Annotated in this window: 10 protein-coding genes; 7 read left to right on the plus strand and 3 right to left on the minus strand. The window is 46.8% G+C overall.

What is annotated here, in order from left to right; genetic code table 11:
- Positions 1-262 precede the first annotated feature (262 nt).
- Positions 263-1,942, plus strand: a complete 1,680-nt coding sequence (locus tag ViNHUV68_RS03305; RefSeq protein ID WP_391089304.1) for a glycoside hydrolase family 19 protein — start codon at positions 263-265, stop codon at positions 1,940-1,942.
- 180 nt (positions 1,943-2,122) lie between these two features.
- Positions 2,123-2,719: an acetate uptake transporter gene (locus ViNHUV68_RS03310; protein ID WP_038174896.1), complete on the plus strand. Its 597-nt coding sequence runs from the start codon at positions 2,123-2,125 to the stop codon at positions 2,717-2,719.
- A 129-nt stretch (positions 2,720-2,848) separates the two neighbouring features.
- Here ViNHUV68_RS03310 and ViNHUV68_RS03315 read toward each other — a convergent pair whose 3' ends face one another.
- Both ViNHUV68_RS03315 and ViNHUV68_RS03320 read right to left on the minus strand, forming a co-directional pair.
- Complete coding sequence (locus ViNHUV68_RS03315; protein WP_038174895.1) at positions 2,849-4,390, minus strand: sodium:alanine symporter family protein; 1,542 nt, start codon at positions 4,388-4,390, stop codon at positions 2,849-2,851.
- A gap of 329 nt (positions 4,391-4,719) precedes the next feature.
- Positions 4,720-5,970 carry a D-amino acid dehydrogenase gene (locus ViNHUV68_RS03320; protein WP_391089306.1) on the minus strand — a complete coding sequence of 417 codons (1,251 nt, stop codon included), beginning with the start codon at positions 5,968-5,970 and terminating at the stop codon, positions 4,720-4,722.
- 105 nt (positions 5,971-6,075) lie between these two features.
- On the opposite strand from ViNHUV68_RS03320, the gene ViNHUV68_RS03325 reads away from it, so the two are divergent.
- Together ViNHUV68_RS03325 and ViNHUV68_RS03330 are read left to right on the plus strand one after the other, a co-directional pair.
- Complete coding sequence (locus ViNHUV68_RS03325; RefSeq protein ID WP_038174892.1) at positions 6,076-6,966, plus strand: LysR substrate-binding domain-containing protein; 891 nt, start codon at positions 6,076-6,078, stop codon at positions 6,964-6,966.
- Positions 6,967-7,063: 97 nt separating this feature from the next.
- Positions 7,064-8,041 carry an ion channel gene (locus ViNHUV68_RS03330; protein WP_391089308.1) on the plus strand — a complete coding sequence of 326 codons (978 nt, stop codon included), beginning with the start codon at positions 7,064-7,066 and terminating at the stop codon, positions 8,039-8,041.
- A gap of 35 nt (positions 8,042-8,076) precedes the next feature.
- Here ViNHUV68_RS03330 and ViNHUV68_RS03335 read toward each other — a convergent pair whose 3' ends face one another.
- A complete protein-coding gene (locus ViNHUV68_RS03335; RefSeq protein ID WP_391089310.1) occupies positions 8,077-8,613 on the minus strand; it encodes a hypothetical protein in 537 nt (178 codons plus the stop codon).
- Positions 8,614-8,836: 223 nt separating this feature from the next.
- Between ViNHUV68_RS03335 and ViNHUV68_RS03340 the strand changes: the two genes are divergently transcribed.
- The 3 genes from ViNHUV68_RS03340 to ViNHUV68_RS03350 all read left to right on the plus strand — a co-directional run bounded on the left by ViNHUV68_RS03340 (position 8,837) and on the right by ViNHUV68_RS03350 (position 13,186).
- On the plus strand, positions 8,837-9,505 hold the full coding sequence (locus ViNHUV68_RS03340) for a response regulator transcription factor (RefSeq protein WP_038174886.1): 669 nt from the start codon (positions 8,837-8,839) through the stop codon (positions 9,503-9,505).
- Positions 9,502-10,875: a histidine kinase sensor domain-containing protein gene (locus ViNHUV68_RS03345; protein ID WP_391089312.1), complete on the plus strand. Its 1,374-nt coding sequence runs from the start codon at positions 9,502-9,504 to the stop codon at positions 10,873-10,875. The genes ViNHUV68_RS03340 and ViNHUV68_RS03345 overlap by 4 nt, the downstream gene beginning before the upstream one ends.
- Positions 10,876-11,095: 220 nt before the next feature.
- The gene (locus ViNHUV68_RS03350) at positions 11,096-13,186 is read left to right on the plus strand and encodes a TonB-dependent siderophore receptor (protein WP_391089314.1); all 2,091 of its coding nucleotides are present in this window, start codon (positions 11,096-11,098) and stop codon (positions 13,184-13,186) included.
- The last annotated feature ends 57 nt before the right edge of the window (positions 13,187-13,243 follow it).

A 13,243-nucleotide genomic window follows, 5' to 3' on the forward strand; every position in this document is an offset into this window, starting at 1 on the left:
TGTTATCGCCGAGTTTAACCACATTACTGTACGCTGATGACTCTGTGAGTCGACAACCCATAGGCAGTGAAAACGTTTGTTTAAATTGATTTTTTGAATCGATTAGACAGTTTTAGTTAACGCAGAGTGACGGCTTTTGTTGTAATTGAACACTGCCTCGCAACTTGACTTTGGTGACAGAGACTTCACGTGCAGCAAGGCTCGGACTTTTCTAATCTTGGGTGAGCTATTCACACAAGCTATTCATACAAGGATTGGTTCGATGAACAAAACACGTTACCTAACGGCATTGGCTATTTTGGCCACGACTCCCACTTGGGCTGCAATGAACATTCAGCCAGACCCAGATAATCCAACCGGTTATGTTGTTGCACGCAGCGATATCGAGGCCGCAGAAATGCAGAAAACGGCTGACCCGATGTACCAAATTTGGTCTCAGGCGCTGAGTACTGCGCCTAACACAGTGGTTGAAGCCATTGATGCCGGGCTTATGTCTAACCCTGACAACGTCAAGCGTGCTGAGCGTGTTTTCCCTCAAGCTGAATGGGATTTTCTGACCTATATGGCGGCGCCAGAATACACGTATACACGATTTTTACGAGCTATCGGTAAATTTCCGGCCTTCTGTGCTGAATACACTGATGGACGAGATTCAGATGCTATTTGTAAGCGTTCTATCGTGACGGCATTTGCTCACTTCGCTCAAGAGACAGGGGGGCATATCGCGATAGATAATACGTCGGATAACCCACTTGGACTAGAAGAGTGGCAACAAGCATTAGTTCACGTGCGTGAAATGGGGTGGTCAGAAGGACAAGAAGGCTATACCACGGGTTGTGGACAGAACGATTGGCAAAATAAAAAGTGGCCGTGTGCCGTCGGACAAGGCTATTTTGGTCGCGGTGCCAAACAACTTTCTTACCATTTTAACTACGGCGCTTTCTCAGAAGTCATGTTTGACGGTGACGCATCGGTGTTACTCAACAATCCGGGGCTGGTGGCTGACTCTTGGCTGAATCTGGCCTCCGCGATTTGGTTTTTTCTCACCCCGCAAGCCCCTAAACCAGCCATGCTGCATGTGATCGATAAAACTTGGACTCCCTCTCAACGAGAGATTGATGCAGGTATCGGTTATGGGTTTGGTACCACTATTAATATCATTAACGGTGGTATTGAGTGTGGTGAACAAAACAAAGACAAAGGTCAGCCAGTTAACCGCATTCGTTATTGGGAAGGCTTATCTAATCACTATCAAATCCCGCTTGAAACAGACGAAAAGAGCACGTGTTGGCAGCAAACGCCTTACGGAAGTTTGAACTTAAATGGCGCAACCGACGTGCTGTACACCAATTGGGATGGTAACTGGAAGTACTATGCTGATCGCCCTGGGGGCTACTCATTTGAGTGTGAACTGGTTGGTTTTCAAACGGCTTACTCAGCCTTGGTGGCAGGTGATTACGAAAAATGTGTGACTAACCTTTATGGTTCACACTCAAGCTGGCCTGAAGTACGAGTGGTTGAGCAACTTGACCCAGTAGACCCAGGAACCGATCCCGGTGGGAATGGTTGGGATATCAATAAAGTGTATAACGCGGGTGAGCAAGTGACGCATAATGGCGCAACCTATCAGGCAAAATGGTGGACACAAGGTGATGATCCTTCACAAGGTGGACCATGGGAGCTTGTATCGGGGACTCCAACGACTCCAGAGCCAACGCCGACCCCAGATCCAGAGCCTACACCAGAGCCTGACCCAACTCCGACCCCAGAACCAACGCCCGTACCAGATGCTTTTATCCAGTGGCAGCCAGGAACGTCCCAAGTGGCCGATGGCGATAAAGTAACGTATCAAGGCAAGTGTTTTGTGGCCAAAAACGGCCCAGGTGTGTGGGAATCTCCAATCCAGTCAAACTGGTTCTGGGATGAAATATCATGCCAATAGAGGGCTAATTCACCATAATTTAAGCGACCAAGTAACACCGCGGCGAGTCAATTGACTCGCCGCTGTTGTTTGTGAGTTATTTGCGCAATCTTAGATTGCACTGTCTGCCTCTGGCTTTTTTATTGAACGGGATTAAAATTCGCGCGTAATTTTTATTAACTTTTTTTAAAGGTGTGCAAAATGTCAACAAAACTGGCAAACCCAGCTCCACTTGGCCTGATGGGTTTCGGTATGACAACCATCCTGCTTAACATCCATAATGCAGGTTTTTTCCCCATTGATTCTATGATCCTAGCAATGGGTATTTTCTATGGTGGTCTAAGCCAAGTGTTGGTTGGCATGATGTGCTTTAAGCGTGGTGATACGTTTGGTACCACGGCGTTTACTTCGTACGGTCTGTTTTGGCTGACGCTTGTGGGGGTAATTGTTATGCCATACATGGGGCTGCCAGCAAGTCCGGCCAGCTTTATGGGTTGGTACCTATTGCTTTGGGGTGTATTCACCGGCTTTATGTTTATTGGCTCTCTTTGCTACCCTGTGGCGAAACAAGTGGTGTTTGGCTCACTGACCATCTTATTCTTCCTACTCGCTGCACGTGATTTTACCGGTAGTGAGCTGATTGGCACGATTGCCGGTTTTGAAGGTATCTTCTGTGGTGCGAGCGCGATCTATTTTGCGATGGCTCAAGTACTTAACAACGAATATGGTCGCACCATTTTACCGATTGGTGAGAAGAAATCGGCTGAACAGGTTGAACTAGAGCAAGTCGCGGCGTAAAAAAATATTCGGTGTTGGTATTTGCCTGAAATAGCAATGCTGAACTATGGGAAACAGGAATGATAAAGGGGTTAGCCACTGGCTAACCCCTTTTTTTACCACTGCTTTTCTCAAGCGATATTATTTAGATTAAGTTGACGGTTGTTCAACAGGTTTGGTGTCTTCCGCTTCTGCTTGCGGCTCTTTTCCTGTCTTACGACGATATTTATCTTCCCAGTAGTCAGCGCCTTTGATGCCCAGTTTAACCGGATTAAAGGTATATTCTGTTACGCCTTGTTTCTGTTGTTCTTCGTAGTCTCTTAACGCTTTCAACGCAGGTTTAGACATAAAGAAGATAATCAAAATACCGACGATGTTGAGCCAAGCCATCAGGCCAACACCTACATCACCCAATGCCCACGCAAGATTAGCCGTTTTGACGGTACCGTAGAACACGACAGCAATCAGCGCGATCTTTAGCAGGAACATTACGCCATTCACTTTCACAGTACGACGAATATAAGCCACGTTAGTTTCTGCAATGTAGTAGTAAGCTAAGATGGTAGTGAAAGCGAAGAAGAACAGCGCAATCGCGATAAATGGCTTACCAATGCCAGGCAGTGCACTTTCAATCGCCATTTGGGTAAAGACTGGGCCGTTTGCAGCAATGTCAGTGGCAATGTTTTGCACTAGGAACCCTTCAGCGCCATGGACGTTGTACGCTCCCGTGATGATGATCATAAACGCGGTTGCAGAACAAACTAGCAGCGTATCAATGTAGATTGAGAACGACTGAACTAAGCCTTGCTGCGCTGGGTGATCTACGTTCGCGGCCGCGGCGGCGTGAGGCCCGGTACCTTGACCAGCTTCGTTAGAGTAAACGCCTCGTTTGACGCCCCAACCAATCGCAGCACCCATGCCAGCCATAGGTGTAAATGCATCACCTAAAATCATGGCAAATACGCGTGGTACTTCACCGATGTTAAGTAAGATGATAACGAAAGCGGTGATGATGTATGCCAATGCCATGAAAGGAACAACGATCTGTGTGAAGTTTGCGATACGTTTAACACCACCAAAGATGATGAACGCCAGAATCACAGAGATAATCGTACCGGTTAGGATTTTAGCAAAGCTGAACGTGCCGATGGCAGTCTCGATCATTGCACCAGAACCAAAGGCGGCTTCAACGGCATTACCAATACTGTTTGATTGAACGCCCGGAAGTAGGAAGCCACAAGCAAAGATGGTCGCGACAGCAAAAATCCATGCGTACCATTTTTGTCCCATCGCTTTTTCGATGTAGTAAGCAGGGCCACCACGGAACTCTCCGTTGTCTTCCTCTTTATAGATTTGCGCCAGTGTTGACTCGGCGTAGGCTGTTGCAGCGCCAAAGAAGGCGACAACCCACATCCAGAAAACTGCGCCAGGGCCACCGAAGCCAATCGCAGCAGCGACACCCGCGATGTTACCAGTACCGACACGTCCTGAAAGTGACACGGCTAATGCTTGGAAAGATGAGATACCTTTCGATGAGCTTTTACCTGAAAGTAGTAGACGCCACATTTCCGTAAAGTGACGAATTTGCACGAAACGAGTCAAGATTGAGTAGAACAAACCAGCGCCCAGGCACAAATAAATTAGTACCGGACTCCAGATGATTCCATTCAGAAAATCAACAAATGACTGCATAAGAATTTTCCCTGTTCTGTTTTGTAATGGTTGTTTTCTGAACAGGATATTACCCTTTCTGTAACGCAATTGTTAATTTATTTATCTATCAGTGTTAATTAGCGTGATACCAAACACAAAGTGCTAAAAAAGTGTTAAATCATCGCGAGAGGTTGCGCTTACTTAATGAAAATTATCATCTATATAGATGGCGTGGATATTACGTTTGGTAGGGAGGATGTTTAAAACATTGCTAAACTGCGCTGTCGATTATTTTATCAATTTGGCGCAGTCTAGCTTTTTATATGGTTAAAGCTGGTTGTGTGGTGAAGCTTTGACAGAGTCAGTTACTAGCCATAACGGGCAACACTTAACTCGGGCTGAGTTGGTTTCCCTTGTGCAGCGATGATCTCGGTTAAGATGTCGGCCGAGCCACAGGCCATCGTCCAACCTAAGGTCCCATGACCAGTATTGGTATAGAGGTTTGCCAGCGATGTTTGGCCAATAATCGGCGTGCCATCAGGCGTCATCGGACGAAAGCCGCTCCAGTACTCGGCCTGATTAAAGTCGACCCCATGTGGGAACAACTGACTGACCACATGATTGAGTGTCGCTAAGCGCTTGTCCGGTAACGCAGTATCAAATCCGGCCAGCTCAGCGGTACCTGCAACGCGAATTCGTTCATTAAAGCGCGTGACCGCGACTTTGTAGGTCTCGTCCATAATGGTCGAATTTGGTGCATGTTGCTCATCAATCACGGGTAAGGTTAGCGAGTACCCCTTGACAGGATAAACTGGCAAATCGATGCCAAATGGCGCCAAGAGGTGTTTGGAATAACTGCCCATCGCGACAACATAGTGATCACCGCTGATGGTGCCCTGATTGGTAGTGATACCGACAACGCGGTTTTTCTCAGTGAGTAATGCATCGATATGGGTGTTAAACAGAAACTTAACGCCTGCTTGCTGCGCCATTTGCTGTAACTGTTGGCAAAAGAGGTAACAGTCACCAGTCTGATCATCGGGTAAATATAACCCGCCGACGAGCTCTCCTTGCATGTGATGTAATCCGGGCTCTTGAGCCAGACACTGTTTGCTATCCATTAACTCAAAGCGCGTACCACTCTCTTCGAGCAATTTGATGTCTTTTTCGACCGCAGTGAGTTGAGCGGCGGTGCGAAAAATCTGCAAGGTACCCTGACTACGACCTTGATAGTCGAGCTGATACTGCTGATTTAACTTGGCTAAACAGTCTCGACTGCGATTGGCAACGGTTAACATACGCGCCTTGTTAATGCGGTATTTATCGAGTTGACAGTTAAGCAGCATTTTTCCCGCCCACTGCATCAGCTCTGGGCTAATCGATGGTTTGATTTTTAGTGGCGCGTGTTGTTCAAACAACCACTTAATCGCTTTAGCTGGAATACCTGGTGCAGCCCAAGGTGAGGAGTAACCATAGGATATTTGCCCCGCGTTGGCGAAGCTTGTCTCTTCGGCTGCACGCGCTTGTCTATCAATCACGGTCACGCTAAAACCGGCTTGTGATAAATACCAGGCGCTGGTTAAACCCACTACGCCACTTCCTAATACAACGACTTCCACGTCTTCTTCTCACACGATTGAATTTTGCCAAGAATCGGTTGTTTACATTGATTTAACAATCGATAAGAATTGATAGTAGGGTTTAGAAAAACTAAAGGCTAAAAAATGAAATCGGCGTTGTTACATGGAGTAAATTTGATCTGCACCGTTGCCCGCCATCAAAGCTTAACCAGTGCTGCTAAGGACCTCAACTTGACAGTAGGAGCAATTAGCCAGCAGTTGCAACAGATTGAACAGCGGTTAGGTTTTAGTGTTTTTGAACGTCACGCGCGTGGTGTGCGCTTGACTGAACAAGGAACCAAGTTGGTTGAGGCGACCAGTCATCACATTGTGGCGATCGAAGACAATATTTTTCAATTGACCCAAGTGTCAGAGCGCAAACAGATACGCTTGAAACTGACGCCCTCGTTTGCGTTTAAGTGGTTGGTGCCGAGATTAGAGAGATTTCACCGTCAGTATCCAGAGGTACAAATTCATACCATTGCAGAAGGTGCATTGGTTGACAGTGATAAGCGTAACTTTGATCTTGCGATTGATTATGGTCCGCTGCCTTACAAGTACCCCGACGCTGAACTTTTGATGGCGGAGTCCTTGCTGCCGGTCATGAGCCAAGAGTACTTGAGCCAGCATCAGCACATTGTACACGGCAGTGAAGCTTGGCATCAGGTCACCTTGCTGCATGACATGATGCCGTGGCAAGGCGCGCAAAAAGATCAAGAGTGGCGCTTTTGGTCTGCGGCGCAGCGGTTCAACTTTCCAACCCATCAAGGCCACTTTTTTAATCGTACCGATATGGCGATGTCGGCGGCGGAAGCAGGGGTTGGTATCGCTTTAGCACGAGTTGCTTTGCTGGGGAGTGAAATTGAACAGCAGCGTTTAGTCGCGCCATTTGAGCCAATAAGCGCTAACGCAGGTTACTTTGTCATCACCCATACCGAAGATCCCTACACGCGACTGTTCAAGCAGTGGCTTAAGCAAGAAGTTGATAGTGATTGATATGTAAATAGCGTGGCGCGTCGACAATCAGCCACTACACTTATCAGTAGTTCTGCCCAATATCATCGTTAGGCAGGAACGGTAAGGGGCAGCGCATATGGAATCTCAACTAGGCCGATGCAGCTATCAAAACCCTGATGGCTGGTGCTGCGATCAACCAAGTGGTGAGTCAGGACTGTGTTACTGGCATGATCCCAACGTCGACAAAAGCAATGACAATATTAAAGACGAGGTTGAGCAATGGGCCGCAGCAGGTAAACCTTTAGACGGATTTCAGTTGGCGAGAACCGAGCTTGAAGATATCGATTTGGTCAACCGTGGCTGTAAAGCGGGATACCAGTGTCGAGGCGCCGATTTCTATCGTGCCAATCTTAAAGACGCACACTTTTTTGGCTTAGACTTACGTGGCTCTTCAATGATGAAAGCTCGCCTGATAGGGGCCAATCTTCATTGTGCCAAGTTAGACGGATGTAACTTATTAGGCGCTGACTTAGCTCGGGCTAAATTGGAGAACATTGAGTGGGGAATTCATCTTAAACAAGAGTTAGAAGCTAAGCAGGCGCTGCGTAAACGTGACAAGAAACACTCGTTACAGTTATGCCAAGAAGCCGAAGAGGTATGTCGTAATATTCGTAAGCAGTGTGAAAAACAGGGGCTGTTTGAAATGGCGGGCGATTTTTTTAAGCGTGAAATGCGCTATCGTCGCTATCAAATGCCACGCTTTAGTAACAAACGGGTCATTTCTAAGCTCGTCGACATATTTTGTGGCTACGGGGAAGATCCGGTGCGTGTTGTCGGCTTTTCTATTTTCCTGATTGTGGTTTGCGCATTGGCGTATTTCTTCCTCGACACCACGGGGGCGCATCCTATCTATGAAGGCGTGACAGGTTGGCAATTTTATCTACTCGAGTTTTTAAACTCGCTCTATTTTAGTGTCGTGACCTTCACCACTCTGGGGTATGGTGATATTTCTCCTGTTGGGATGGCGCGGTTTATCGCCGCTTGTGAGGCATTTCTCGGGAGTTTTACTATGGCATTGTTTGTGGTGGTTTTTGTAAAGAAAATGACCCGTTAATGGCTAGGTAGTCTAATTTCTACACCGTTGTCTTTTTATTCAGCTGTTGTATAGCCACTTGCCAACCAGTCACAGAGAATGATCTGATCGTCTTTGTACTGATTGGCAAAGTGCTCGATTAACGCCGCTAAATGCGCGCCATTGTCACACATGGTATTGGCCACTAATTCTTCACTGACGACAATATTGCCTCCCTGAGGCGGTGCGTTGACGGCTAAATAAAGCGGAATTATAAATCTACTGGCGCTGCCATTGTGACTGCGCTTCAACCATCTGGCTTGCTGCAATAGTGCGTCGATTTTCTGTTGGCAATAAGTGCGCTGATCAAGTTCGATCGCGACGATAAAGACCAAACCACGATAAAGAACAACCGTGTCGAGTGTCTGAGCTTGATGGTTCAATGAAAGAATTACGTCCCCCGCCAGATGCGGCAGCAGATTGAACTGCTGTTTAAGCAATGCAATTTTCGCTCGCCATTGTGTGCGCTCACCGGGCAACTGATCGGCAATAGAGGCCGAGTCGGCAGTAACGAAATCAAAGATTGAAGCGGAGTAATAAGCGGATACAGTCATTGCTATCGTGGTGTGAGTTTGAGTTAGGTAGAGGCTAACCAATAACTCGATTTAATACCAGTATACACAGACACGCCAAGCGTAAACTTTGAGCTGAAATCGCCCGTCGCATCAACTCATGCAGGAAAAATAACCGTATTGAGCTGGATATCGATAACACTGTTGTCTAAATTATCGATCAAGATTAGAATGCGAATCGTTTTTATTTGTATGGTAGTAAATAATGTCACGAGTGCTAGTCGTCGATGATGACACTCTGTTGTGTCAATTGTTAGAAACGGTATTGCAAGAAGAGGGGTATACCGTCACTTGTGTTCATTGTGGCGAAAGTGCATTGCACACCATGGAAAAAACATCCGTTGATCTGGTATTGCTTGATGTGATGCTGCCAAACTTAAATGGTATGCAAGTCGCTCGGCGTATCTGTCAGCGTTTTGCCACGCCGATTTTGATGTTAACGGCGCTTAATGATGACAACTCAATGCTAGAAGGTTATCAAGCAGGGGCAGACCAGTATATCGGCAAACCGTTTAATGTTGCTGAACTTCTGATGCGGATTAAAGCGATTTTGCGCCGCGTGGGTCTAGAGCGCCATAGACAAACCATGTGCAGCACGGTGCAAAATATCAGTGACCAACTCGAGAGTTTACCCTTAACGGGGACGGAAGCAGAGCTGCTGTGCTACTTAGTCAAAAGCCCAGGCATGGTGATCTCGAAGGCAGAGTTGCAAACAGAAGTGCTTAAAAAAGAGCTCAGTCCTTATGATCGCAACCTCGATATGCACATTAGCAACATTCGTCGTAAGCTGGTTGAAGCGGGTTTATCGAAACAACATATCAAAACGTTTCGTGGCAAAGGGTACAGCTACCAAGAGGCATTTGCAGACTCATGAAATTGGTCTGCCCACCCTATATTGCTAAGCGTAAAGATAGTCTCGCTTTTCAGCTTTTTAGCTACATGACCGCCATTGTTATCAGTATTTTGTTGGTTCAGGTATTGGTCGAGCAAGCTTTGATCAAGGCGATGCTCAAAGTGCCAGAGAGTATCAAGGTAGAAATGCTCGATTTGGCCGATCAAGCCAATCAATTGATCGAATATGGTGACATGGATGAGTTAGCCGATTGGGCCAACGCCCAGCGTTTTTACTTATTTGTTTTAGACCAAGAGCAAAAACCGCTGACTCACCGAATGATGCATCCGCACTTTGAATTCAAACTAAAATTCAAACGAGACTTAGATCAGCAGCTAGAGGGAAGAGTCAGTCGACCGATCATTAGTATTCCTTTAGAGCAGAACAACAGTTTAATGATCCAACTTCCTCATCAATTGCACCCGGCGCATGACTTTATCTATTACTTCTCGATATTGAAGGTGGTGATCGCGGTTGTTATTTTGGCGCTCTTTTCCTGGTTGCTGGCAAGGCGGCTCCAACAGCCACTGGACCGATTACGAGAGGCGAGTAAAAAATTATCTAACGGAGATTTTAATGTCAGTGTGGTCAATGAGCTCAAATCTAATACGCGTGAGTTTAACGAACTTGCGCAAGATTTTGATCATATGACCATCGAGATTCATTCGTTGGCAAAAAAGCAGCGTCGGCTGATTCGTGACGTTTCTCACGAGCTACGTACGCCACTGGCGCGGCAAAACTTAGTATTGCATCTGCTGCGCAAGCGAGTGGGTGACAGCGAACAACACCTAGTGACGCAAATGGAGCAGCAAGCGAATGAGCTCAATCATTTAATTGATGAGATTTTGCAGTTTAGTCGTTTAGAGAACGCTCGCTATGACAGCGAGCTGAAATGGCGTGATTTAGCTGAGCTTCTCGCGCCACAAATTGAGCGTTGTAAGTTCGATTTAAAAGCGAGTCAGAGCTTAACATTTGACTCGCTGGCAAGCCAAACCAAAGCACAATGTGATGACACCTTAGTGCTACGCTGTTTGAATAACCTAGTCACTAACGCAATTAAGTACGCCGGAGAGACTGCCACAATTGAGGTCTCGCTGACCAACAAATTGACCGACAAACACCGTTATTTAGCCCTGACGATTGCCGACAACGGCGCGGGGATTCACCCAGATAAGCTACAGGATATTTTTGATCCCTTTACTCGATTAGATGTTTCTCGAGATAAAAAACGTGGTGGATACGGCCTTGGGCTGGCGATTGTCAAAGAATCGATGCGCATGATGGGAGGCCAAGCGATCGCATCCAATCGATCCAATGGTGGCTTAGCCGTGACCTTGTTATTCAAGCAGTAACCAACCCGCGCCCCCCCTTGATCGCTGACGGCCTCTTTAGTGATAACGGGTCTTTTTGATGATAAATGGCACACTAGAAAAAATTTACATAGCCAAACAAATGCAAAGAATGTAAATTAAATGCAAATGGTAATGGTTATCACTTATATTCACCTCCGAAATAATTAAGTGGCATCACATAGTAACTATGTGTGTCCGAACATAATCGGAGTTAGACAATATGTTTACTAAGAGCCAGTTGGCATTAGTGATCGGTGCGGTGTTAGCGGCACCTGCAGTGGCCGAAGTACAAAAAGCGGATGAACACGTAGTCGTTGAAGGGCGCGAGTTTGGTTATAAAGCCGACACCAACAGCACCGCGATGCGGATGGAAATGACGCAACTCGAAACCCCAGGGCAGGTGGCCGTCATTGATGAAACCGTTATCGATGAACAGCGTGCCAGCACTCTCGGTGAAGTACTACAAAACGACGCCAGTGTCAGCGCAGGCGGTACAAGTCGTAACCGTGAGCGTTTCTCACTGCGTGGTTTTGAGCTAAGTAGCTCTGATGGCTTCTTGCGCGATGGTCATCAGCACTGGTCACACTACCGTCAGCCTATTGAGCTGTTAGAGCGTGTTGAAGTACTAAAAGGGCCATCAGGCCTACTTTACGGTAAGTCTGAACCTGGCGGCTTAGTGAATATGGTGTCTAAGAAGCCAACAACAGAAACTCAAATCGGCCTGAGCCAAGATATTGGTTCAAACGATTATTCACGAACTGTGCTTGACGTCAGTGGCGCATTGAATGAAGAACAGACGTTGCGTGCTCGTGCGATTGTGTCGAAGCAAAGTGACAGCTCATGGCGCAAGTACGCAGATGGGACTTCGCCGCAAACCGAACGTGCAGTGGGCGGTTTGGTTGTCGAATACGACCTGACTGATGCGATCATGCTGTCTGCGCACTATGACCGTACTCAAGATAATGGCAGCGTCGATTCTGGTGCTTATATTGTCGACGGTTCTGCAGCCCGAGGTGACCAGACTATCTGGGATGCGCAGTGGTCGAACATTGATAACGATGTCGAGAACTACGGCATCAACATTAATGCTCAAGTGACCGATAAGGTAAACGTAAAAGCGGGTTACAATCGCCAAGACTTTAAGCGCTTTGATGTTGAATCTTACCCGAAATTCGATAAGTACGATCAAAATGGTACCATTAAGCACAAAGGTAACGAGCGTTCGGATCACTGGGTATTTGATACCGCCTACGTTGACGTGACCACGGATTTCTCTTTGTTTGGAACCGATAATACTTTGTTAGTCGGCGCAAACTACCTAGATTACAGTTACGATCGTTTTATGGCCTTCCATGATGGCGAGTATGTATCTGCGGGTGAGACGGTGACAAAGCCTCAACCGACTAGCTCGAGAAGATGGCCAACAAGTCAATATGATACCTTGGGCTTTTATGCGCAAAATATGATGACCATTAACGATTACTGGCAAGTATTAGCGGGTGTTCGTTATGATGAAAAACGCAGTGATGAGCTGACAGAAAGTCAGGTGTCACCAAAGCTTGGTGTTATTTTTCATCCGGCAAGCAATGGCTCAATTTACCTTCAGTACTCTGAAAGCTTTATGCCTCAGGGAACGGTAAGCGGCACTGACTACACCAATGATGGTGAAGAGCTTGATGCAGAGCGTGGCGTCTCTTATGAAATGGGCACTAAGTGGGAGCTGTTTGATCAGCGTTTGTACCTGACTGGCGCACTGTTTGATATCACGCTAGAAAACATCTCGCTAGATGTTGAAGATGGTGTCAACGCTGGTAACGATATCATGTACAAAAAGACACAAGATGGCGAGCAAGTACACCGTGGTGCGGAAATTTTGGCTCAAGGCTTTGTGACGGATGATTTTTCACTAACAGCCTCAGCGATGTATCTTGATGCAGAAATTAGCCAAAGTGCAGAGTATAAGGGCAACCGTCCGGCTGATGTGCCAGAGTTTTCTGCCAGTGTTTGGTCGAGCTATCAGGCTTACCATAACACCAACGTCAACTTAGGTTTGATTTACCAAGGTGCTCGTTACGGCGACGCTGCGAACACCTTTAAGAAAGATGGCTATGCACGCGTTGATATGGGCGTAGCTTATACACATAAGTACGATGAGAACTTAGATATTGTCGCTCGCTTCAATGTTGAAAACGTGTTCGATACCGATTACCTCGCTGGTGGCGGTAGTACCAACAGTCAACAACAGGGAGCAAGTAATGTGGTGATTGGCGAAGGCCGAAACTACATGGCAACCGTTCAGTTCAAGTACTGATAACAATCGGATTGGCAAGGGGAGGCGACGTCTTCCCCTTTAGTCGTTTTTGGAAAA

The organism is Vibrio sp. NH-UV-68 (assembly GCF_042940635.1).
GTDB classification, from domain to species: domain Bacteria; phylum Pseudomonadota; class Gammaproteobacteria; order Enterobacterales; family Vibrionaceae; genus Vibrio; species Vibrio pacinii.

Bases quoted from the DNA above. Each gene is read 5' to 3' on its own strand.
- ViNHUV68_RS03345 (WP_391089312.1), top strand. From the start codon at position 9,502: ATGAAATTGGTCTGCCCACCCTATATTGCTAAGCGTAAAGATAGTCTC.
- ViNHUV68_RS03350 (WP_391089314.1), top strand. From the start codon at position 11,096: ATGTTTACTAAGAGCCAGTTGGCATTAGTGATCGGTGCGGTGTTAGCG.
- ViNHUV68_RS03315 (WP_038174895.1), bottom strand. From the start codon at position 4,390: ATGCAGTCATTTGTTGATTTTCTGAATGGAATCATCTGGAGTCCGGTA.
- ViNHUV68_RS03330 (WP_391089308.1), top strand. From the start codon at position 7,064: ATGGAATCTCAACTAGGCCGATGCAGCTATCAAAACCCTGATGGCTGG.
- ViNHUV68_RS03340 (WP_038174886.1), top strand. From the start codon at position 8,837: ATGTCACGAGTGCTAGTCGTCGATGATGACACTCTGTTGTGTCAATTG.
- ViNHUV68_RS03310 (WP_038174896.1), top strand. From the start codon at position 2,123: ATGTCAACAAAACTGGCAAACCCAGCTCCACTTGGCCTGATGGGTTTC.
- ViNHUV68_RS03325 (WP_038174892.1), top strand. From the start codon at position 6,076: ATGAAATCGGCGTTGTTACATGGAGTAAATTTGATCTGCACCGTTGCC.
- ViNHUV68_RS03305 (WP_391089304.1), top strand. From the start codon at position 263: ATGAACAAAACACGTTACCTAACGGCATTGGCTATTTTGGCCACGACT.
- ViNHUV68_RS03335 (WP_391089310.1), bottom strand. From the start codon at position 8,613: ATGACTGTATCCGCTTATTACTCCGCTTCAATCTTTGATTTCGTTACT.